The organism is Streptococcus mitis (genome assembly GCF_005144795.1).
In the GTDB taxonomy this organism is placed as follows: domain Bacteria; phylum Bacillota; class Bacilli; order Lactobacillales; family Streptococcaceae; genus Streptococcus; species Streptococcus mitis_BB.
In genome coordinates, this window is the sequence record NZ_SWFJ01000003.1 from 87,747 (window position 1) to 108,513 (window position 20,767).

The 20,767-nt window shown below is 37.2% G+C and carries 13 protein-coding genes and 3 pseudogenes; 7 read left to right on the plus strand and 9 right to left on the minus strand.

All coding sequences use genetic code 11. The features are described 5' to 3' along the window. Window positions 1-256: 256 nt before the first annotated feature. Both FBF73_RS10085 and FBF73_RS02920 read right to left on the minus strand, forming a co-directional pair. Window positions 257-613 (minus strand): annotated as a pseudogene (locus tag FBF73_RS10085) (tyrosine-type recombinase/integrase); the annotation flags it as partial. A 78-nt stretch (window positions 614-691) separates the two neighbouring features. Beyond that, window positions 692-1,900: an ATP-binding protein gene (locus FBF73_RS02920; protein ID WP_136936923.1), complete on the minus strand. Its 1,209-nt coding sequence runs from the start codon at window positions 1,898-1,900 to the stop codon at window positions 692-694. A gap of 363 nt (window positions 1,901-2,263) precedes the next feature. Here FBF73_RS02920 and FBF73_RS10230 point away from each other — a divergent pair. The 3 genes and pseudogenes from FBF73_RS10230 to FBF73_RS02935 all read left to right on the plus strand — a co-directional run. Beyond that, window positions 2,264-2,533: pseudogene (locus FBF73_RS10230) on the plus strand (type ISP restriction/modification enzyme); the annotation flags it as partial. 307 nt (window positions 2,534-2,840) lie between these two features. Then, complete coding sequence (locus FBF73_RS02930) at window positions 2,841-3,911, plus strand: PD-(D/E)XK nuclease family protein (RefSeq protein ID WP_136936924.1); 1,071 nt, start codon at window positions 2,841-2,843, stop codon at window positions 3,909-3,911. 186 nt (window positions 3,912-4,097) lie between these two features. Further along, the gene (locus FBF73_RS02935) at window positions 4,098-5,531 is read left to right on the plus strand and encodes an ATP-binding protein (protein ID WP_102210587.1); all 1,434 of its coding nucleotides are present in this window, start codon (window positions 4,098-4,100) and stop codon (window positions 5,529-5,531) included. Between the two features lie 523 nt (window positions 5,532-6,054). Here the strand turns inward: FBF73_RS02935 and FBF73_RS02940 are convergent. From FBF73_RS02940 to FBF73_RS02975, 7 genes and pseudogenes are all read right to left on the minus strand, one after another. Then, window positions 6,055-6,814, minus strand: a pseudogene (locus FBF73_RS02940) (tyrosine-type recombinase/integrase); the annotation flags it as partial. 192 nt (window positions 6,815-7,006) lie between these two features. Beyond that, window positions 7,007-13,510: an alpha-L-fucosidase gene (locus FBF73_RS02950; RefSeq protein WP_136936926.1), complete on the minus strand. Its 6,504-nt coding sequence runs from the start codon at window positions 13,508-13,510 to the stop codon at window positions 7,007-7,009. Window positions 13,511-13,848: 338 nt separating this feature from the next. Continuing rightward, window positions 13,849-14,325: a glutathione peroxidase gene (locus FBF73_RS02955; protein ID WP_136936927.1), complete on the minus strand. Its 477-nt coding sequence runs from the start codon at window positions 14,323-14,325 to the stop codon at window positions 13,849-13,851. Beyond that, window positions 14,325-14,900: a DUF3278 domain-containing protein gene (locus FBF73_RS02960; RefSeq protein ID WP_136936928.1), complete on the minus strand. Its 576-nt coding sequence runs from the start codon at window positions 14,898-14,900 to the stop codon at window positions 14,325-14,327. Before FBF73_RS02960 ends, FBF73_RS02955 begins: the two co-directional genes overlap by 1 nt. A 12-nt stretch (window positions 14,901-14,912) precedes the next feature. Then, on the minus strand, window positions 14,913-15,254 hold the full coding sequence (locus FBF73_RS10090; protein ID WP_136936929.1) for a hypothetical protein: 342 nt from the start codon (window positions 15,252-15,254) through the stop codon (window positions 14,913-14,915). Window positions 15,255-15,263: 9 nt separating this feature from the next. Then, window positions 15,264-15,806 carry a DUF3278 domain-containing protein gene (locus FBF73_RS02970; protein WP_136936930.1) on the minus strand — a complete coding sequence of 181 codons (543 nt, stop codon included), beginning with the start codon at window positions 15,804-15,806 and terminating at the stop codon, window positions 15,264-15,266. A gap of 15 nt (window positions 15,807-15,821) precedes the next feature. Beyond that, entirely contained in the window at window positions 15,822-16,016 is a 195-nt protein-coding gene (locus FBF73_RS02975; RefSeq protein WP_001082471.1) for a helix-turn-helix transcriptional regulator, read from the minus strand. Window positions 16,017-16,181: 165 nt separating this feature from the next. Between FBF73_RS02975 and rsmH the strand changes: the two genes are divergently transcribed. The 4 genes from rsmH to mraY are packed head-to-tail and all read left to right on the plus strand — an operon-like array spanning window position 16,182 to window position 20,702. Further along, on the plus strand, window positions 16,182-17,132 hold the full coding sequence (gene rsmH, locus FBF73_RS02980; protein WP_049551041.1) for a 16S rRNA (cytosine(1402)-N(4))-methyltransferase RsmH: 951 nt from the start codon (window positions 16,182-16,184) through the stop codon (window positions 17,130-17,132). 11 nt (window positions 17,133-17,143) lie between these two features. Further along, complete coding sequence (ftsL, locus tag FBF73_RS02985) at window positions 17,144-17,461, plus strand: cell division protein FtsL (RefSeq protein ID WP_136936931.1); 318 nt, start codon at window positions 17,144-17,146, stop codon at window positions 17,459-17,461. Window positions 17,462-17,464: 3 nt separating this feature from the next. After that, window positions 17,465-19,720: a penicillin-binding protein PBP2X gene (gene pbp2X, locus FBF73_RS02990; RefSeq protein ID WP_136936932.1), complete on the plus strand. Its 2,256-nt coding sequence runs from the start codon at window positions 17,465-17,467 to the stop codon at window positions 19,718-19,720. Window position 19,721: 1 nt separating this feature from the next. Further along, window positions 19,722-20,702 (plus strand): phospho-N-acetylmuramoyl-pentapeptide-transferase, encoded by a 981-nt coding sequence (gene mraY, locus FBF73_RS02995; protein WP_124788474.1) that lies wholly within the window; start codon window positions 19,722-19,724, stop codon window positions 20,700-20,702. The last annotated feature ends 65 nt before the right edge of the window (window positions 20,703-20,767 follow it).

Sequence of the window (20,767 nt, forward strand, 5' to 3'; positions counted from 1 at the left end):
TACCTTATTTTAATGAAACTGATTGAAATTAGTTGAAATTTTATTTTTTGAAAACTTATGAAAACGTTGATTTTAAAGCACTTTGAAATTAGATGAAATAAGTGGTGCCCCAACCAGGTCTTAAGAAAGCTCGTAAAGCATCACAATTTAGTAAACGTTAATCAATATGACTATATCAACGTTTCAAAGCACTCAAAAGTTTACATTATGGGTGCTTTTTTCTATACTTTCTAAAAAAATTTGCCCTAAAATTACCCTACTTGTTTTTAAGATGTTGGTAGGCAACTTGTCCAGCAGATAATGGAACTATGTTTGAAGCATTAACATAAGTTTTAGTTGTAATTGTATCGCTATGAGTTAATGCTTCAGAAATGGCTTCTAAGCTCATTCATGCCTTTTTAGCAAGTGTCGCTCCTGTATGTCGTAATTTATGAGGTGTAGCATGTTTAAGTTCTGGATGACGACGTTTGACAGATTTCATTTTATTATTAAGATAGTCAGAGTGTAGAGGGCTATTAACATTACCCTTCATATCGATATAAGTAAAGACATATTGTTCATCGGATTGGATAATTCCAAACTTTGATAGTTCAGCATTTTGATGTTTTTTCCATATATTTTGTTAGGATTTGGGTAGAATCATTGATAACAGACTGTTGCAAATCTAGTTAGCTATATGATTTATGATTATCTACTTTTCTAGTAACCAATCTATGATATTTTTCTTCTCAATTCCATTGTAATTGGCTGTTGGCTGAATCGTATCCATTGTTAATAGATACTTGGGGAATTGATCTTTAATGGCTTCTAGTGGTCTAAGTTCTCTGTCTAGTGTTTCTGGAGCAAGTGTTGTTTCACTGACTTGATAATAAGCGTAGTGGCCAAGATCAGTTACAACAACAAAATCAACCTCATATTTATCTAAATTACCAACATATACCTGTGAATATCTACGTCTCAATTCCAAATAGACAATATTTTCCAAGATATGCCCAATATCTTCTTTGTGGTCTGGTAATAGGAGATGTCGTAAACCTAAATCAACGGGATAATATTTTTCTAAGCGTTGCAATAATGCTCTGCCTTTTACATCAAAACGTGGAACGGAATAAAAAAGTAAACTGTCTGTCAAAGTCGTCAAATAATTTTCCAAAGTATTATGGGATATTGAAACATTTTGGCTGAGCAGGGTATTACGAATCTTATTTGTTGATATTAAGCTACCTGTACTACTGAGAAGGGTTCGGACAATGCGCTCAATAATAGTAGGATTTGGATTTCCTAATCTAGTGACAATATCATTTAACAGTATTGAGTTATATATTCCTCTTAGATAGTCAATTTTTTCAGCGTAAGATGATGTTTGCAATAAGTAAGGGAAAGCACTAAAGAGATAATTGTTAAAAATTTCTGTTGTATTCAGATTTTCTGAGAGAGATTGACCTGATAGGTATTCTTCAAATGACAATGGAAGAACTTCTATCTCAACATACCGACCAGTCAAGTTTGTTGCTAATTGGCTACTCATAAAGTAGGCGTTTGATCCAGTCAAATAGAGGTCAACATTTGGCAAGATGAATAGACTATCTGCTACCAGTTCAAATTTTTCAACATGTTGAATTTCATCTAAAAAGATATAGTATGTTTTTTCCTCAACTAATCTTTCTTTTATATAAGCGAATAATGTTTGAAAATCTCGCAGGTCATAATAACTCAGATCTTCAAAATTGATGGATATGATTTGATCCTCGTCTACTCCAGTTGCTAGTAACTCCTCTTTATAGAGTTGAAAGAGAACAGATTTACCAGCTCGTCTAACTCCACTCACAACTTTGATGATTGGCCGATCACGATGTCTTCTTAAAAAGTCTAAATAATGTGGTCTTTTAATATAGTTCATAATAGTTACCTCAAAGATAGTATAATATAAATAGTAATTATTTTCAAATATTTAGAAATAATCTGTTATTTGTTTTGTTATTTTTAAATATATAGAAATAATATCTTCAGAATAGAAAAAGAAATTGTCCAGGAATGAAGAAACTGTACATTTGTTGTTAAACTGTACATCATCTTTGTGATACAGTAGTTCGTCTTTCTTAATTACATAAGCTCCGAAAACTAAAAAAGTGATAACCCTTTGATAACCTCTCGATTTTTAAAAGGGTTATATATGTAAAAATTGAGGATTTATCTCTCAAAATTACTTGATTTTAGTGATAATTTACCATAAATATAATAATGTAGAAAAAACAAAGTTTTATATATTGAAACTGGGAGAAGATTATCCGATATACACCTTCATTATGAAGACGTTCCTGTTTATGAAGATGTAATTGTTGATAGAGCAGATAAACTATCTTATAAGGTAACTAAAATGAAGTTTGCTAATAAACGTGATGAAAATGGTAAATCAGTGAATGACTTATCCGTAATCATATTTAATAGTGATATCACTATTAGTAATATCCCCGAAAAGGCCTATGAATATGTTGTAAATGGGTGCTCTGCTATTGGATGGATTATAGATTAGTATCAAGTCAAAACTGATAAAAAATCTGGAATCACTGATGATCCAAATGATTATAGTGATGATGAAAAGTATATTTTCAATTTGCTATTGAGAATTATTAATATATCTATCCAAACGATTGATTTAATAAATAGTTTATCTAAATTCGAAGTTGATGAATAGTTTTTAATAAGGAGATAAATACATTGTCTAATGTGTATTTGTCTTCTTTTATTTAAATTAAATTTTCAATAAATTGATTAATTTATTTTATGGTATAATAAAAACAAGTAAATTACATTAATTATCATAGTAAAGGAATTATTAAATGGAAAATTATAATGAGTTATTAATTCTTAGGAATAAAATAGAAAATACACTGAATTATCAACTGTCACTAAGTAATTTAGAATTATATCATAGCAATCTATTTGCTGTTGTTCTGGAGAAGTCTGAATTTATTAATCATAAGTTTTTTAGTAATGTTATTGATATTAATAAAAAATATACAGATTTAAAGGTTTACAGAGAAAAAAATTCGATTGATTTAACTATCGAGGTTATTGATGAGGATAGAAGGGCTCATGTTATTTTTATAGAAAATAAGGTTAAGTCTTTACCAGAAAAAAGTCAATTAATTCGTTATTCTGAAAAAGATTCTAATGCTAAAGGAATACTTCTTAGTTTAGTTAACCCTGGATTTGATTTGCCTGGTAGTTGGTTTAGAAAAAGTTATGGTGAGCTAATTTACTATTATCGTGATTTGCTTGATAAAGTAGATGAGACTTTTAGATTATTCTTAACAGATTATATTGATTATATGGAGAATATAGAAGAGTTTATTGGAATGGTAAGTTATAGTGAATCATACTATTTTGAAGAGTCTATTAATAAAGTCCTTGAAGGTATGAGATTAAGGTCGCTTATAGAGAAGATTCATTATACGAATTTAGAGAATCAGATTGCAAGTTCAAAGTATGAAACATACTCAGGTCGAATAAGAGGAGCACATTTTTTGGGAATTAATCTTCCTATCGATGGTACTACGTCATCATTTGATATTCAGATACAAGGAAATCAATATAGACATAAGGTTAATTTTTCTCTTGAAGATAAAGCGAAATTAGGTGATTTAGAAAGAATATGTGAGATTATAAAAGAGAAAACTTGTTTATATAATTTCAACCTAGAGGATAATCCAATTTTAGAAAAATCATCTTCAAGAAAAAAATGGAAAACATATGGTAAAAAAGATTATTATGATTATGCTCGTATAAAAAAACAGGTATCTAGTGAAGATTTGATTAATTATATAAGAACGGATATTAAGAAAATTGAAGCGGATCTGAAAATTGTTAAAGATATTATTTTAGAAAATATTAAATCAACAACTAAATAAAAAAATTAAATACTGGTGGAGCAGTATTGATAAGTATAAATCTTCTAAAGTATTTATATATTAAGGTTGAAAAGTGTATTCGCCCTCATCATAATGAAAACCCTAGCCTATTATCTTAAGGAAAACAGATTCAGTAAGGAATGCAGAATAATCATTATTATTTAACCAAAAATTAGGAGAAAACAAATGAAATATGATTTTAGTTACTGGCAATTTTCGCCGGAAAATCAATATTTGGATAGAAAATCAGCGCGTAAGAAACCACAAGAATTGCTTAAGCATTTGATTGCCTTTGCTAATGCTGATGGAGGTCAGTTGATTATTGGGATTGAAGATGAAAAGCAGGACAATATTATCACTGGTTTTAAGGATGGGAAAGCCTATCCGATTGATGATTTCAAAAAGATAGACCGAGAGATGCGGGATACACCGTTGGACTTATCTTTTGAGGAAATACCTGTGGTTAATCATAAGGGAGAAGACGACCTGATTCTAATTATCTCAGTTGAATTATCATCGAATCGAGTGATTGCCGCTCCAAATGATGAAGTTTATCTACGACAGGGAGACGAATCAGTCAAGTTGAGTTATGAGCAACGTATACAACTTAGTTACGATAAGGGACAGCGTTTCTTTGAAGATGAGATCATTGAAGATGCTACATTAGATGATATTGATGAACTGTTAGTTCAGGACTTTAAGGAACATTTTGATATTTCAGAACGTTCAACTGAGGAGATATTAAAGGCAAGGCGGTTTCTTATTAATGGTAAATTGACAAAGGCAGCTATTCTTATCTTTGGTAAGTATCCTTCCGCATTTTTCCCTCAAGCACGTGTTCGTTTTCAACGATTTGATGGAGTAGATGTAGGTACAGGAAGTGAATTTAATGTTATTAAGGAAGTAACGTTTGATGATGCATTGCCTAAATTAATTGTTAAAGTTAGAGATTTTATTCGAACCCAGCTACGAGAGTTTCAGTATCTAGATAGTGATGGTAGATTTCAGATACTTCCAGAATATCCTGAATTTGCTTGGTTTGAAGGAATTGTAAATGCAGTAACCCACAGGAATTATTCAGTATACGGAGATCATATCAGGGTATTGATGTTTGATAATCGTCTAGAGATTCATAGCCCAGGAAAACTACCGAATATTGTAACTGTTGAGAATATAAGACATGAACGTTTTTCTAGAAATCCGCGTATAGCTCGTACCTTAACTGAATTTGGATGGGTCCGAGAAATGAATGAGGGAGTAAAACGAATCTATTCTGAAATGGAATCTGCTTTTCTCCATGAACCGTGTTACTCTGAACCAGGTAACAAAGTAGTTTTAACATTAGAAAACAGTATTACAAGTAGAACATTGAGAACACGTGATTCTTTGGAAAGTAAACTTAGAGATTATAGTGATTTAAGTGTTGATGAAAAACTATTGATACAGTATATGTACAATACAGCAGAACCTATGACAACTAAAAAAGTAGCAGAGTTCTTAGGTAGGAGTGTTTCTTACTCGTCGAAATTATTGAAAACGTTGAGAGCAAAAGGCATTTTAACATGGTATGGGACAAGTACGAAAGATCGCAGTCAATACTATAAATTAGAAATGAAATAAAAACGAAGAAAAACGAAGAAAAACGAAGAAAACATAATTACTAATTAGTGAACTTATAAAGTAAGCTTTCTTATAAATTCATTAAATTCATTCGCTTTATAGTTTTGCAATTCAGTTGTTTGTATGGGAATGTGATTTGTATTATACATCATTTCACAACAAGTAACGAAACGAAGAAAAACGAAGAAAAACGAAGAAAAATAAATCGTTGTTTCTCAATTACATAAGCTCCGAAAACTAAAAAAGTGATAACCCTTTGATAACCTCTCGATTTTTAAAAGGGTTATATATGTAAGGATTGAGGATTTATCTCTTAAAATTACTTGATTTTAGTGATAATTTACCATAAATATCATGATGTAGAAAAAACCAGGTCTTAAGAAAGCTCGTAAAGCATCACAATTCTCAAAACGTTAATCAATACGATACTATCAACGTTTCAAAGCACTCAAGAGTTTACCTCATGGGTGCTTTTTTCATGTTTTTTTGAAAAGTTCACCTCAAAGTTCACCTTATTTTCACCTCATTGTTTTAGAGACTTTAAGGCAAATTCACCAACTGCCATAGGAACTACATTAGAAGTATTGACATAAATCTGTGTTGTTCCTGTGTCACTGTGTGTTAGAGCTTCAGAAATAGCTTCTAAGCTCATTCCTGCTTGTTTAGCAAGCGTTGCTCCTGTATGTCGCAGTTTATGAGGTGTAGCATGTGCCAGCTCTTTATGTCGCTTTCTAATGCTTTTCATTTTATTGTTTAGATAGTCAGCATGTAAAGGCTTGTTGATGTTTCCTTTTGTGTCGATATATGTAAAAACAAATTGTTCTGGATTACTGATGATACCAAACTTTGCTAGTTCATATCTTTGTTGTTCTTTCCAAGATGTAAGAAGCTGAAGTAAGTCATTAGAAATAGAGAAAATAGTTTTCTTATTTCCCTTAGTAGATTTTACTTGTCCATATCTATCTAAAGCTTGAATTAGCTGAATCTGTGATTTTGAAAAGTCGATATGTTTCCATTGAAGAGCATAGGCTTCAGATTTTCTATCGCTTAAGAAAAAAGTAAAATAGGACATAATCTTTAAGGGTTATTTTATCATTCTCTAAATCTTCTTGAAATGCTGAGAACCATTCTTGGAGTTGTTCATGAGTTAGATATAAATCTTCCTCTCTCTTTGACTCTACAAGTTGAATCTTTTTAGTGACCTTTATTCTTCTTAATATTTTTGCAACTTTATTAGCTTCTATATACTGAAATTCTTCTGCCCATTCAAAGATAGAATGAACTGCAGCCCAAAAGCTAGATTTTTTCTGTCTAACTTTTTGGGGTCAGTTCAATAATCATTCTGTTTTATATATACTAAGCCATCCATAAAAATTTATGGATGTTTTTTGATTTATATATAGAAAAAGAGAAGACCGCTGGTCTTCTCTTTGGGGGAACTAGAATCATTGAAAAGAATTAAGTAAAGATTTTAATTAGTCTTTGAAATTCTTTTGGAAGATGAGTAGAGACAATACTGAAGTAATAGCAGCCAAGAATAAGAAGGCATTTGCTTCTTGCTCTCCAGTTTCTGGGAGTTGTTTTTCCTTGTCTTGTTTAACAGTAGTAGCAACAGGTGCTTTTTCATCTTTTCTTGGTGAATCTTCTGTTACAACTGCAGGAGCTGGTTTTTCAGTTTCTCTAGGTAGAACATACTCAGGGAGAGTAACAACTGGTGGCGCCTCTTTTCCTACAGAACTTTGTTTAGTTCCGACTTCAATCACTCGGTCTAGAGCTGGAGTTGATTTGGTTTGGACTACCCTGCGATTGCTGCCATCTACTTCTACATACTCAATTAGCAGGCTGTCTTTCCCTTCTGCTAGAACTTGTTCTTTCCCTTTGTCTAAGTTTGGATTTTCGCGACGGATAGTCTTGAATGGTACTGCCTTCTTGACAATATCCAAACTTGGAAGTTTAAAGATAAGGTCCTTAACTCCCTCTTCAGGACTTGAAGAAGTAATTGGTTTTTCAGGTTCTTTTGGTAGAAGGTACTCAGGAAGAGTTACAACTGGTGGAGTATCTGTTCCTACAGAGCTTTGTTTCGTTCCAACTTCAATCACTCGGTCTAGAGCTGGAGTTGATTCAGTTTGAACTACCTTACGATTGCTGCCATCTACTTCGACATACTCGATTATAGCACCATCTTTCCCTTCTGCTAGAACTTGTTCTTTCTCTTTGTCTAATTGTGGATTTTCGCGACGGATAGTCTTGAATGGTACTGCCTTCTTAACAATATCCAAACTTGGGAGCTGGAAGACAAGTTCTTTAACCCCTTCTTCAGGACTTGAAGAAATAATTGGTTTTTCAGGTTCTTTTGGTATAAGGTACTCAGGAAGAGTCACAACTGGTGGTGTCTCTGTTCCTACAGAACTTTGTTTCGTTCCAACTTCAATCACTCGGTCTAGAGCTGGAGTTGATTCAGTTTGAACTACCTTACGATTGCTGCCATTTACTTCGATATACTCGATTATAGCACCATCTTTCCCTTCTGCTAGAACTTGTTCTTTCCCTTTGTCTAATTGTGGATTTTCGCGACGGATAGTCTTGAATGGTACTGCCTTCTTAACAATATCCAAACTTGGGAGTTGGAAGACAAGCTCTTTAATCCCTTCTTCAGGATTTGAAGAAGTAATTGGTTTTTCAGGCTGTTTTGGTTCAACTGGTTGTTCTGGTTGGCTAGGTTGCAATTGCTTGATTTGTTCAAGAGCGTTATTGAGGGCTTTATTGACGTCTTCTTGAGTCTTAGCGTCTTGGATAGCTGCGATCGCTTTATCAGTAATTTCAACTAATTTTTTCTTAGCATCGTTGTTAGCACCAAGTTCAGCTACTTTTTTCTCGATAGCTTCAGTCAGGCTAGCCATAGCCTTATCATAATTGATTTCAGGCTGTTCCGGTTGTTTTGGTTCAACTGGTTGTTCTGGTTGGCTAGGTTGCAATTGCTTGATTTGTTCAAGAGCAGTGTTGAGAGCTTTGTTGACATCTTCTTGAGTCTTCGCTTCTTGGATAGCTGCGATCGCTTTATCAGTAATTTCAACTAATTTCTTCTTAGCATCGTTGTTAGTACCAAGTTCAGCCACTTTTTTCTCGATAGCTTCAGTCAGGCTAGCCATGGCCTTATCATAATTGATTTCAGGCTGTTCAGGCTGTTTTGGTTCAACTGGTTGTTCTGGGCTTGTTTCGTCTTCAGGTTTTTGGTAATTTTCGTCTTTGCTAAGAATGTCTTGCAAAGCAGTGACTGTTGACATCACATCTTGTACATTTACCGTATCAGAACTTAATTGTGCAGTGAGTTTATCAAGATTAGACTTGAACGCTTGGCGTGCAGTTGCAGTATCTTTTAATCCAGCAGGGTTAAAATTAGACAAGTCTTCTTTCCATTTAGAGATAGATTGAAGGATTTCTGCTTTGCTGTATAGCTCGCTGCCTTCGCCTTTTGTAATGAATTGATCCACTTGCATACCGATATTTTTGGTTAAATCATTCTTGTCAGGGTCTAGTTGGAGAGTTACTGCGTGCAAGTTTTCATCAAGTCCTTTTAGGCTGACTAGAGTCTGGTCACCTTGGCGTTGGGCAGCGTGACCGCTAAAGTATTTCTTGCCATCAATAATGGATGCATTTCCCATTCCATCTTGATAGGTGACTTCCTTACCGTCAAGGAATACTTTATAGACACCATGACCTGGGTCAACAAATCCTTTGATTTCTAAGCCTGTACCATAGAAATAAGCAGTCACAGTTGTCTTTTTCTTCTGATCCTCTGTCAGATGTCCAAATGATACCCATGATTCAGTGTTTTGGTATTTGCCAGAAGAGTTGGTTTCGTGTCTCCAGCCAGGACTGTAATCTAATTGGCTAGCCTGGTCGTCGTAATTTGTCTGATTCGTCTTCAATAAATCAGCCTTCATTACTCGAATAGTTGCGTCGGTAGCAAAACCGAGTAGGGCACCATCAGACGCAGAAGTGAGTTTGGCTTTGAAGTCAAAGATTGAGTCAGCTTGTTCGGTGAAGTCGATAGTTGGAATGGTAACAGTTTTCTCTGTTTCACCATCTGCAAAGGTCACATCTTGAGTTGTATCTTGGTAAACCTTACCGTGAACACCTGTTCCAGGTTCTGTAATGAAGCGAACGGTAGCAGCTCCCTTGCTTCCACCAACACGCTTAATTGTAACAGTAACAGGTTTTCCTTTTTCGACATCGTAAGAAGTTGCTTCAAGCTCAAACATACCCTTGTTGTTATTGTTTAGAGTGTAGATTCCTTCTGTAGCAATTGGTTCACCTGTTTTGTTAACGAGAGTAATAGTGTGTTCTCCAGGCGCTAAATCACCAGTTTCGTAAACTTTTTGGCTACGTTTACGGCTACTGTTCTTGGTTTGTACATCTGCGACTTTTTGACCATCCACGAATACAGACATTTCACCATGGCTTGGATCTACTGTTGATACGATGTAAGCCTTGGTTCCTGTGAAACGATAGGTGACTTTGGCGTCTTTCTTGTTGGTCCACATAGAAGTACCGCGGATACCTTCCGATTCATTGTACCAAGTTGTACCTTCCTTGTCAGCCGTTGTATTTGAGTGGTATTCTAGTCCAAGAGGATATCCATCATTCTTTTCGATAGTGCTTGGGGTTTTATAGACTGAGAAGTTGGTTAGGATTGGTGTAGCTTGTGAGCCAGTAATCGTAACTCGGATTTTTTGTGCTTCTACAGGTTGGCCCTGGATCAAACGACGATAGCCTACGGTTGAACCTTCACCATATGGAACCCAACGTCCGTTGATCTCGACTTCAATTTTGAATCCAGAAATACGTTGCCCTTTAGCAATATCTTCTTTTAGTTCAACGACATCAAAGCGTCTCTTTTGTCCCAAATCGACTGTGAAGCTACCAGTTGTAGCATCATTTGAAAGTGCCCAGCTGGTATCGTCTTTACCATCAGTCAGGTGGCTTTCCTTGTAGAGATGGTTCTGACGAGTAGAACTTGCTGTGACAGTCGCTCCTTTGGCAAAGTCAGTCGCATACATTTGGTCTAGGGTCGCCTTGAATTCTTTCAAGCGAGCCACGTCAGCATCTGCGAATTTACCTTCTTTGTTTGGTGGAATGTTGAGAAGAAGTGGCGTTCCACGACCAACAGACTTGAAGTAGATATCCATCAATTCTTTGAGGGATTTTGGTTGCTGGTTATCGTGGTAGAACCAACCAGAACGGATTGAAACGTCTGCTTCTCCTACAGAGTACATATCTCCGTCAGGGTCACCGTGGTTAAGGTATTCGTTCTTAACATTTTCGGTGATGTTTGCTTTCTTGACCTTATGCCATACAGGGTCACCGGCGATACCACGCTCATTTCCAATCCAACGGACACTTGTTGGTTCGGCAGAGAAGATAGCGATATCTCCTTCAGCTTCCTTGATGTATTTGAACCACTCATCAAAAGTATAGGTTACTTTTTGGGCACCGCTACCGCGTGCTCCATCCATCCAGACTTCGATAAATTTACCCTTATTACCGTATTTTGGATTACCAAGGATTTCTTTTAGTTGATTGAGGTAGTATTCGTTGTATTCTTTTTGAGTAGCTACCTTATATTTAGGGCTATTAACATCCCATGGTGATAGGTAAACACCCATGTTCATATCGTATTTAGTAGCCGATTTAGAGATTTCTTCTAGAAGGTCACCTTTTCCATCTTTCCATGGGCTTGCAGCTACGGTATGATTTGTATATTTAGATGGGTAAATAACGAAACCATCGTGGTGTTTGACAACCATAATAGTTCGTTTAAAACCAGTTTCCTTTAGAGTACGGATCCATTGGTCTGTATCTAAGTTAGTTGGATTGAAGTTTTTAGGATCCTCATTTCCATGTCCCCATTCAGAATTAGTATAAGTATTCATACCATAGTGGATGAAGGCAGCTAATTCTTCCTTGTGATAATCAAGTTGAGCCTTGCTTGGAAGCGGACCGTGATTTCCGATTTCTGTTTCTTTATCTTCTGGGTGAGCAGCAGGTAAAACATTTGAAGTCGGATTAGAGCTATCAGAGATTTTTTCGTATTCAAAGACGACATCATTCACACCCTTGTGCTGGATGCTGGCTTCTAAGCGTGGAGTGATCGCGCGGTAGCCTGCGATTTCTTTTGCTTCAAAAGTGTTTACAAAGGGAACCTCGTATTCTTTTCCGTCATTATTATCAGTAACAACATCTGATAATTCTTGCTCTGAGCCTTTCAAGCGATAATGAATGGCAAATGAACCTTTATTCACTTTATAAACCACCTTGATGACCCGTGTTCCTGGAGCTGTTTTGCTGACGACGTTGTAGGTCCACTCATCTTTGAGTTGTTTGTTGATTTCGACGCCATCAATAGAGACAATCTGGTATTTCTCTTGATTTTTTGTATAGAAGTCGGTCTTAGCGATTTCTTTTTTGAAGTCATAATCAAAAGCTGTTCCAACTTCAGTTTTTTCAACAAAAGTATCATCAGTTTTGATTGGATTACCAGTTTCATCTACGTGTTGAACCACTACACGTCCGTAATCGATTCCTTTAATGAGTGTCGCAACACCATTTTCATCGAAAGAATATTGATTTTCACCAATAACAGCAGTTTTATTTCTGAACATTTCTCCTTCAGGAGTAAAGTAATATCGTTTCCCGTTATCACCTTGGTACCAACCTTTGATACCATATTTTGCGATAATATCTTTTACCCATTTGACTTGCTCAGGTGAGAGGACGATCCCACCACCGAAACGATCTTTGTCAGGGATGCCGTTTTCGATTGTGCCATGTTGGTGAACACCGACTACTTTACCATCACCGTTGATAATACCAGCACCTGAAAGGCCTGAAACAGAAGTCATATGATAGGTGATGCCTTTTGAGCCTTTATTATCATAATTATCAACAGATTTCACGACACCATCAGCCTTGTAAAGTTGACCAGCTACAATTGGTTTTTTGAGCTCAGGTGAGCTTGAATCAGTCGGATATCCAATCGTGCTAACAGGATCTCCTGGTTGATATGTTTTGTTTTCTGCCAAGGGAACAAAGGTAGCAGCTTTATTTGGACTAGCGATTTGAAGAGGAACAGGTGCTACAACAGCAGCCAAGTCATTTTGATATCCTTTTCCAAATTCTTTCTTGTTCCAAAAATGAATATCTTCTTCTTTGAAAAGAGTAGTATTACCCGTTACAGGTTGAGAATTGCGAACAGCAGAATTGGAACCGAGGTTATAGTAAAACTTAGCAGAATCTCCACCTCGAATATGTCCTTCTTTTGTATCACGGTCTGATTCTAAAAAGTTGTGAGCGACAGTCAAGATGACATTTGGTGCTACAAAAATACCAGAACCAGACACGATATAGCGTTGAGAACCACCATTGTAAATAGTGTAAATCATACTAGCAGCAGTAGCAGGTTGTCCCTCATAAGGGACGTGCTTCAAATCTAGACCACCGTTGATAATCGCACGATTACCATTTTCAACTTCTTTTGGAAGTTCTTCCTTGTTTTTTAGAATGCTTTCTGTCTCAACTTTAGGGCTATCCTTCTTGTCTACGATTGCTGAAGTATCTATGTTTTTTACGGGCGTATCAGGATAAGCTTGATCGTGGATTTCTTCAGGAAGTAAGTCAGTAGTCGTAGTCTTAGTATCTGCTACAGATTTTTCTTCTGCTGGTTTAACAGTTTTCTCTGCTTGCTGTGACTTTTGAGGTGTAGAGATTACAGGACTTTCATTTTTGATTTCTGGTTTAGTTTTTTCAGCCTCGGCCAATTTTTCTATGTTTGGTTGAGAACTTGTAGCTTCAATTTTTGCTTCGTCAGCTAGTGCTGTTCCAGATGCAAAAAAAGCGAGACCAACCATAACCGAAGCAACACCAACGGTTAATTTTCTGATGCTAAAAGTTTGCCCTTTTTCAAAAAGGTATCGATTCATAATGTACTCCTAGTTTGAATAAAGACAGTCAGCTACTGTCTGAGCCCAAGTATGACTTGGAAACGATTTTCTTTAATGATAGTTAATTTGTGCAATAGTTTGAGTATAACCTTCCTCCTATTTAAGCGCTTTCATCTTAAGATAAAAAAATTTAAATTGCCATCTTAATCTTTAAAATGACCCAAAAACCTTAATATAACAAATATACTAAATTATTCCAAGAAATGCAATAGAGAAATGTAAGAAAATCAATCTAACTTAAAGAAATTCATTTGCTTTTTAAAGAAAAAATACATCCTTTCAAAAATTAAACTAAATGAAAGGATGTATTCAAAAAATCAGAGTAATTTTTGTATGGCCTCTTCAATTTGTTGTGGGTCTGTTTTGGAAGAGAAGCGTTCAAAGACTTGCCCATCTCGACCGATGAGAAATTTAGCGAAATTCCATTCGATTCGTTTTCCTAGTGGACCAGATTCCTGGTCTTTCAACCAAACATAGAGGGGATCTGCCTCCTTACCGTTGACCTTGATTTTGGCAAAACGTGGGAAGGTGGTTTGATAGTGTAGGCTACAGAAGGCGTTGATTTCTTCTGCGTTACCTGGTGCTTGTCCCATAAACTGATTGCAAGGGAAGTCTAAAATCTCAAAACCTTGTTCTTGATAGCAATCATAGAGTTCTTGGAGACCTTGGTACTGGGGTGTTAAACCACATCCAGTAGCAGTGTTGACAACCAAGAGAACTTTCCCACGATAGGCATCTAGTGAGATTTCTTGATTGTCTTGATTCAAGACTGAAAAATCGTATAGTGAAGTCATTACTTGCTTTTCTCCTTCTGTTTGGTGTTTTTAGGAGTTTTTTCCTCCTGTAGGGATAGAAAGCCGTAGGTCAGGGTTCCAAAAATGCTACCGATAATCAGGCCATACATCAGGAAAGGAACACTTTTATAGAATTGCATGAGCAACTTCCCAAAATCTGAAAAGGACATTTGCTGAACGAAGACTTTATGAAAGATGAGTAGGGTAAAGAGGCCAATCTGAAGTCCGATAAACACAATCCAGCTTCGGAATTTGATTTGGGCTTTGCTGTAGGTTTTGAGGATAATTTCTGACTTGTCATCTTTTTCCAGATGGAGTTCTTTGACGGCTCTTTGAGTTTTTAAGGTAATGAAAAAAATGAGTCCAGAGTAAACGTAGGGCATGGCATAGCGAACGGCTTCTATGAAGCGTCCAAATAACAGATAAAACAAGAAGAGGAAGAAGGAAGAATAAACGATTTGAACCATAGAACGGGCACAAGCCTTGTAGATAATCTCTTGTCGGCATTCATCAAAAGGGCCTTGGATATGAAAGAGATTTCGAAGTAAGCGAGTGGTGAAGTCTTCTTTTTTCATGCTGATAACCTCCTAAATGAGCGGTTTTTGATTGACTTCTTTAACGAGTTGATAGAAAGTATAGAAGTAAATCAAGCTAAAAGTGCTACAAATTGTTAGAAATACTAGGTATCTCCAATCTGCAGAACTCCTTAAAAGTTGTGGGAAGGATACGAGGATAAAACAGAGAGATACGTTTAGAAGGCGTATTTTTTGGGATTGGATTTTCTGAAGTCTTTGTCCCTTATTCAACAAAGGAAGAAATAAAAGGAAGATAATCAAGAAAGGACGTGTAATTTGTCCAGAAACTAGGAAAAAGGTAATAAAGATACTGACAAAGATGTGACTGATTAGTAAAGTTAGTAATGATTTCATAGGTACCTCCTAATCCTCATCTTGATCCTTCTTAGCTTTTGCAATGCGACGGGAGATGAGGAACTGTATGCTCGCTCCGAAGAAAATAGAACCGAGAATGCTTGATACACCATTTCTTATAGTGAGGAGAGAATGAAAATAGTCCTGACCTTCACCTATGAGTATATGGAGAAGAGGAGTTATAAAAAACATCCATAGACCAAAGAACAAACCTGCTTTAAGACCTGGGTAGTATAGTTGCTTACTTTCTTTCTCGCTCAGCATATCTGGATCAATAGCTGTAATCCCTGTTTTTTTCATTTGGTAGGTGACATAGCCAGCAGCGATGAGGGCAATCACTAAAATCAGAGGAGGATAGATTAGAGCCACTTCTTGAGGGTATTTATAGACCAGAAGGAGTGGAATAAGATTTCCGAAAATCATCAGATAAAAGAGGATGATAAAGACTTGGTTCCCAATACGATCGGCCTCACGCCGTTTGTATTCGTCAAGGGGACCAGAAATACCGTATGTGCGTTTAATAAGTTTTTCCGTGAAGGTTTCTTTTTTCATGAGTTGGCTCCTTTTTTAAAAGTTATCCTCCCAAAAGAGACTGTTGAGGTCAGTTTGGAGGCTGCGGGCGAGATTGAGACAGAGTTCCAGTGTTGGATTGTACTTGTCGTTCTCAATCATATTGATGGTTTGTCTCGAGACACCGATATCCTTGGCGAGTTCGAGCTGGGAAATGCCTAGTTCCTTGCGAAATTCTTTCACACGATTCATCTGTTCTCCTTTCTGATTTATGTCGTATATATTTGACTATATTATATTCTTCTATGAAATAGATGTCAAGCATATTTGACATATTTCTTAAAGAAATCTTACTTTTTTTGACCTATTTGTCTGACTAGTGCAAGCTATTCGGATTTGTGGTAAAATAGATAGGATATGACAAAAGAATTTCATCATGTAACGGTCTTACTCCACGAAACGATTGATATGCTCGACGTAAAGCCTGACGGTATCTACGTTGATGCGACTTTGGGTGGAGCGGGCCATAGCGAATATTTATTAAGTAAATTAAGTGAAAAAGGCCATCTCTATGCCTTTGACCAGGACCAGAATGCTATTGACAACGCGCAAAAACGTTTGGCACCCTATATCGAAAAAGGGATGGTAACCTTTATCAAGGATAATTTCCGTCATTTACAGGCACGTTTGCGCGAAGCTGGTGTTCAGGAAATTGATGGAATTTGTTATGACTTGGGAGTGTCTAGTCCTCAATTGGATCAGCGTGAGCGTGGTTTTTCTTATAAAAAGGATGCGCCACTGGACATGCGGATGAATCAGGAAGCTAGTCTGACAGCCTATGAAGTGGTGAACCACTATGACTATCATGACTTGGTTCGAATTTTCTTCAAGTATGGAGAGGACAAATTCTCTAAACAGATTGCGCGTAAGATTGAACAAGCACGTGAAGTCAAGCCAATCGAGACAACGACTGAGTTGGCTGAGATTATCAAGTCGGCTAAGCCTGCCAAGGAGCTCAAGAAAAAGGGTCACCCTGCTAAACAGATTTTCCAGGCTATTCGAATTGAAGTTAATGATGAACTGGGAGCAGCAGATGAGTCCATCCAGCAGGCTATGGAGATGTTGGCTCTAGATGGTAGAATTTCAGTGATTACCTTTCATTCTTTAGAAGACCGCTTGACCAAGCAATTGTTCAAGGAGGCTTCAACAGTGGAAGTTCCCAAAGGTTTGCCTTTCATCCCAGATGATCTCAAGCCCAAGATGGAATTGGTGTCCCGTAAGCCAATCTTGCCAAGTGCAGAAGAATTAGAAGCTAATAACCGCTCGCATTCAGCTAAGTTGCGCGTGGCCAGAAAAATTCACAAGTAAGAGGGGAAAAGATGGTAGAAAGAATCGAAAAAACAAGCCAGTCGCTGCAAACCAAGTTTAAGAGATTTTCACGAGTAGAGAAGGCATTTTATCTTTCGATTGCTTTGACTACAACTGTTTTAGCGATTAGCGTTGTGTTTATGCAGACAAAGCTATTACAAGTTCAGAATGAATTGACCAAGGTTAATGCTCAGATAGAAGAAAAGAAGACAGAACTAGATGATGCCAAGCAAGAGGTTAATGAATTGATTCGTTCAGAACGTTTGAAAGAAATTGCAAACTCGAAGGATTTGCAGTTGAATAACGAAAATATCCGAACAGCGGAGTAAGATATGAAACAATTGAAAGAAAAAATTATCCGTTTTGCAGTTCGTAATCGTAAATCACCAGAAGAAAATCGCCGAAGAGTAGGGAAGAGTCTAAGTTTATTGGCAGTCGTACTCTTCGCTGTCTTTTTGGTCAACTTTGCGGTCATTATTGGAACGGGTAGTAAATTTGGTAAAGACTTGGTCAAAGAGGCTAAGAAGGTTCACCAGACAACGAAGACCATTCCGGCGAAACGAGGAACCATCTATGATCGAAATGGAACGCCAATAGCAGAAGATGCGACTTCTTACAATGTGTATGCTGTTATTGACAAGACCTACAAGTCGGCTACTGGGAAAGTTCTTTATGTAGAAGATTCACAATTTAGTAAAGTTGCAGAAATTTTTCATAAATACCTGGAGATGGATGAGTCCTATGTGACAGAACAACTTGCTCAGCCCAATCTGAAACAGGTATCGTTTGGTACAAAAGGAAATGGTATTACTTATGCCAATATGATGGCTATTAAAAATGACCTCAAGACTGCTGGTGTGGAGGGGGTTGATTTTACAACTAGTCCTAACAGGAGTTATCCGAATGGTCAGTTTGCTTCATCATTTATTGGTCTAGCTCAACTTCATGAAAATGAAGATGGTAGCAAGAGTTTATTAGGGACATCTGGTTTAGAGAGTTCTCTAAATAGAATCCTTGCGGGAACAGATGGGATTATCACTTACGAAAAAGATCGTCTGGGAAATATTGTACCAGGTACAGAGCAAGCTTCTCAACAAACTGTAGACGGGAAGGATGTTTATACCACTCTTTCAAGTCCCTTGCAGTCCTTCATGGAAACACAGATGGATGCATTTCAAGAAAAGGTAAAAGGCAAGTACATGACAGCTACCTTGGTCAGTGCTAAGACAGGTGAAATCCTCGCTACTACTCAAAGACCTACCTTTAATGCAGACACTAAGGATGGTATCACTAAAGACTTTGTTTGGCGCGATATCCTCTATCAGAGTAACTATGAGCCAGGATCAACCATGAAGGTGATGATGTTGGCAGCAGCTATTGATAATAAGACTTTCCCTGGTGGAGAATACTTTAACAGTAGCGAGTTGAAACTGGCAGATGCAACCATTCGAGATTGGGACGTTAACGAAGGTTTGACAAGTGGTGGAACGATGACCTTTTCTCAAGGTTTTGCCCACTCTAGTAATATCGGGATGACCTTGCTCGAGCAGAAAATGGGAGATGCGACTTGGCTGGATTATCTCAATCGCTTTAAGTTTGGGGTGCCGACGCGTTTTGGTCTGACTGATGAGTATTCAGGTCAATTGCCTGCAGATAATATTGTTAATATTGCCATGAGTGCATTTGGTCAGGGGATTTCTGTAACGCAGACCCAGATGCTACGTGCTTTTACAGCCATTGCCAATGATGGTGTTATGTTAGAGCCGAAATTTATCAGTGCCCTTTATGACCCTAATGACCAATCTGTTCGTAAATCTCAAAAAGAGGTTGTCGGAAATCCTGTATCGAAAGAAGCGGCATCAGTCACGCGTGACCATATGGTTATGGTTGGAACAGACCCTACATATGGAACCATGTATAACCACAGTACAGGCAAGGCAACTGTCAATGTTCCAGGTCAGAATGTGGCCCTTAAATCAGGAACTGCGCAGATTGCGGATGAGAAAAATGGTGGTTACCTTACAGGTTCAACCAACTACATTTTCTCAGTTGTTTCCATGCACCCAGCGGAGAATCCAGACTTTATCCTCTATGTAACGGTTCAACAACCTGAGCATTATTCAGGTATTCAACTTGGAGAGTTTGCCAATCCAATTCTTGAAAGAGCCTCAGCTATGAAAGAATCACTTAATCTGCAGTCAACTGCTAAGAATTTGGAGCAGTTTAGTAAGACTACAAGTTATGCAATGCCTGCAACTAAGGATTACACGCCGGGTGATTTAGCAGAGGAATTACGACGTAACCTTGTTCAACCAATCGTTATTGGAACAGGAACTAAGATTAAAGATAGTTCTGTTTCTGAAGGGAATAATTTGGAAGCCAATCAGCAAATCTTAATCCTATCTGATAAGCTTGAAGAAATGCCGGATATGTATGGATGGACACAGGAAAATGTTCAAGCATTTGCCAAATGGTTGAACATTGAAATAGAGTGGGATGGTACAGGTAAAACGGTTCAAAAACAGAGTGTTCGTGCCAATACTGCCATCAAAGATATTAAAAATTTGAAAGTAACTTTAGGAGATTAACATGATTAGTTCCATTAGTGCTGGAATTCTTAGCTTTTTATTAACAGTTATTGGTATTCCAGCCTTTATCCAATTTTATCGAAAAGCCCAGATTACTGGCCAGCAGATGCATGAGGATGTCAAGCAGCATCAGGCAAAAGCTGGAACTCCAACCATGGGGGGACTTGTTTTCCTCGTTGTTGCAGTTGTGGTGAGTTTCCTCGTCGCTCTTTTTTCAAAACAATTGACCAACAACGTTGGTATGATTTTGTTTATTTTGGTCTTGTATGGCTTGGTTGGTTTTTTAGATGACTTCCTCAAGGTCTTCCGTAAAATCAATGAGGGCCTTAATCCCAAACAGAAATTGGCTCTTCAGCTGCTAGGTGGCGTCATTTTCTACCTTTTTTATGAGCGTGGGGGCGATATGCTCTCTGTCTTTGGTTACCAAGTGCATCTAGGGATTTTCTATATTATCTTCGCTCTTTTCTGGCTAGTCGGTTTTTCAAACGCAGTGAACTTGACAGATGGTATTGACGGTTTAGCGAGTATTTCCGTTGTGATTAGCTTGTCTGCTTATGGAGTTATTGCCTATGTGCAAGGTCAAATGGATATCCTTCTAGTGATTTTTGCCATGATTGGTGGTTTGCTTGGTTTCTTTGTCTTTAACCATAAGCCTGCTAAGGTCTTTATGGGAGATGTGGGAAGTTTGGCCCTAGGTGGAATGTTGGCAGCTATCTCGATGGCCCTCCACCAAGAATGGACTCTCTTGATTATTGGAATTGTTTATGTCTTTGAAACAACTTCAGTTATGATGCAAGTCAGTTATTTCAAACTGACAGGTGGTAAACGTATTTTCCGTATGACGCCTGTACATCACCATTTTGAGCTTGGAGGATTGTCTGGTAAAGGAAATCCTTGGAGCGAGTGGAAGGTTGATTTCTTCTTTTGGGGAGTGGGGCTTCTAGCAAGTCTCTTGACGCTAGCCTTTTTATATCTACTGTAAAAAAATAATCCTTTATTGACAAAGAAATCAGGATGAAGCTTATCTTCATCCTGATTTTTGTGTGG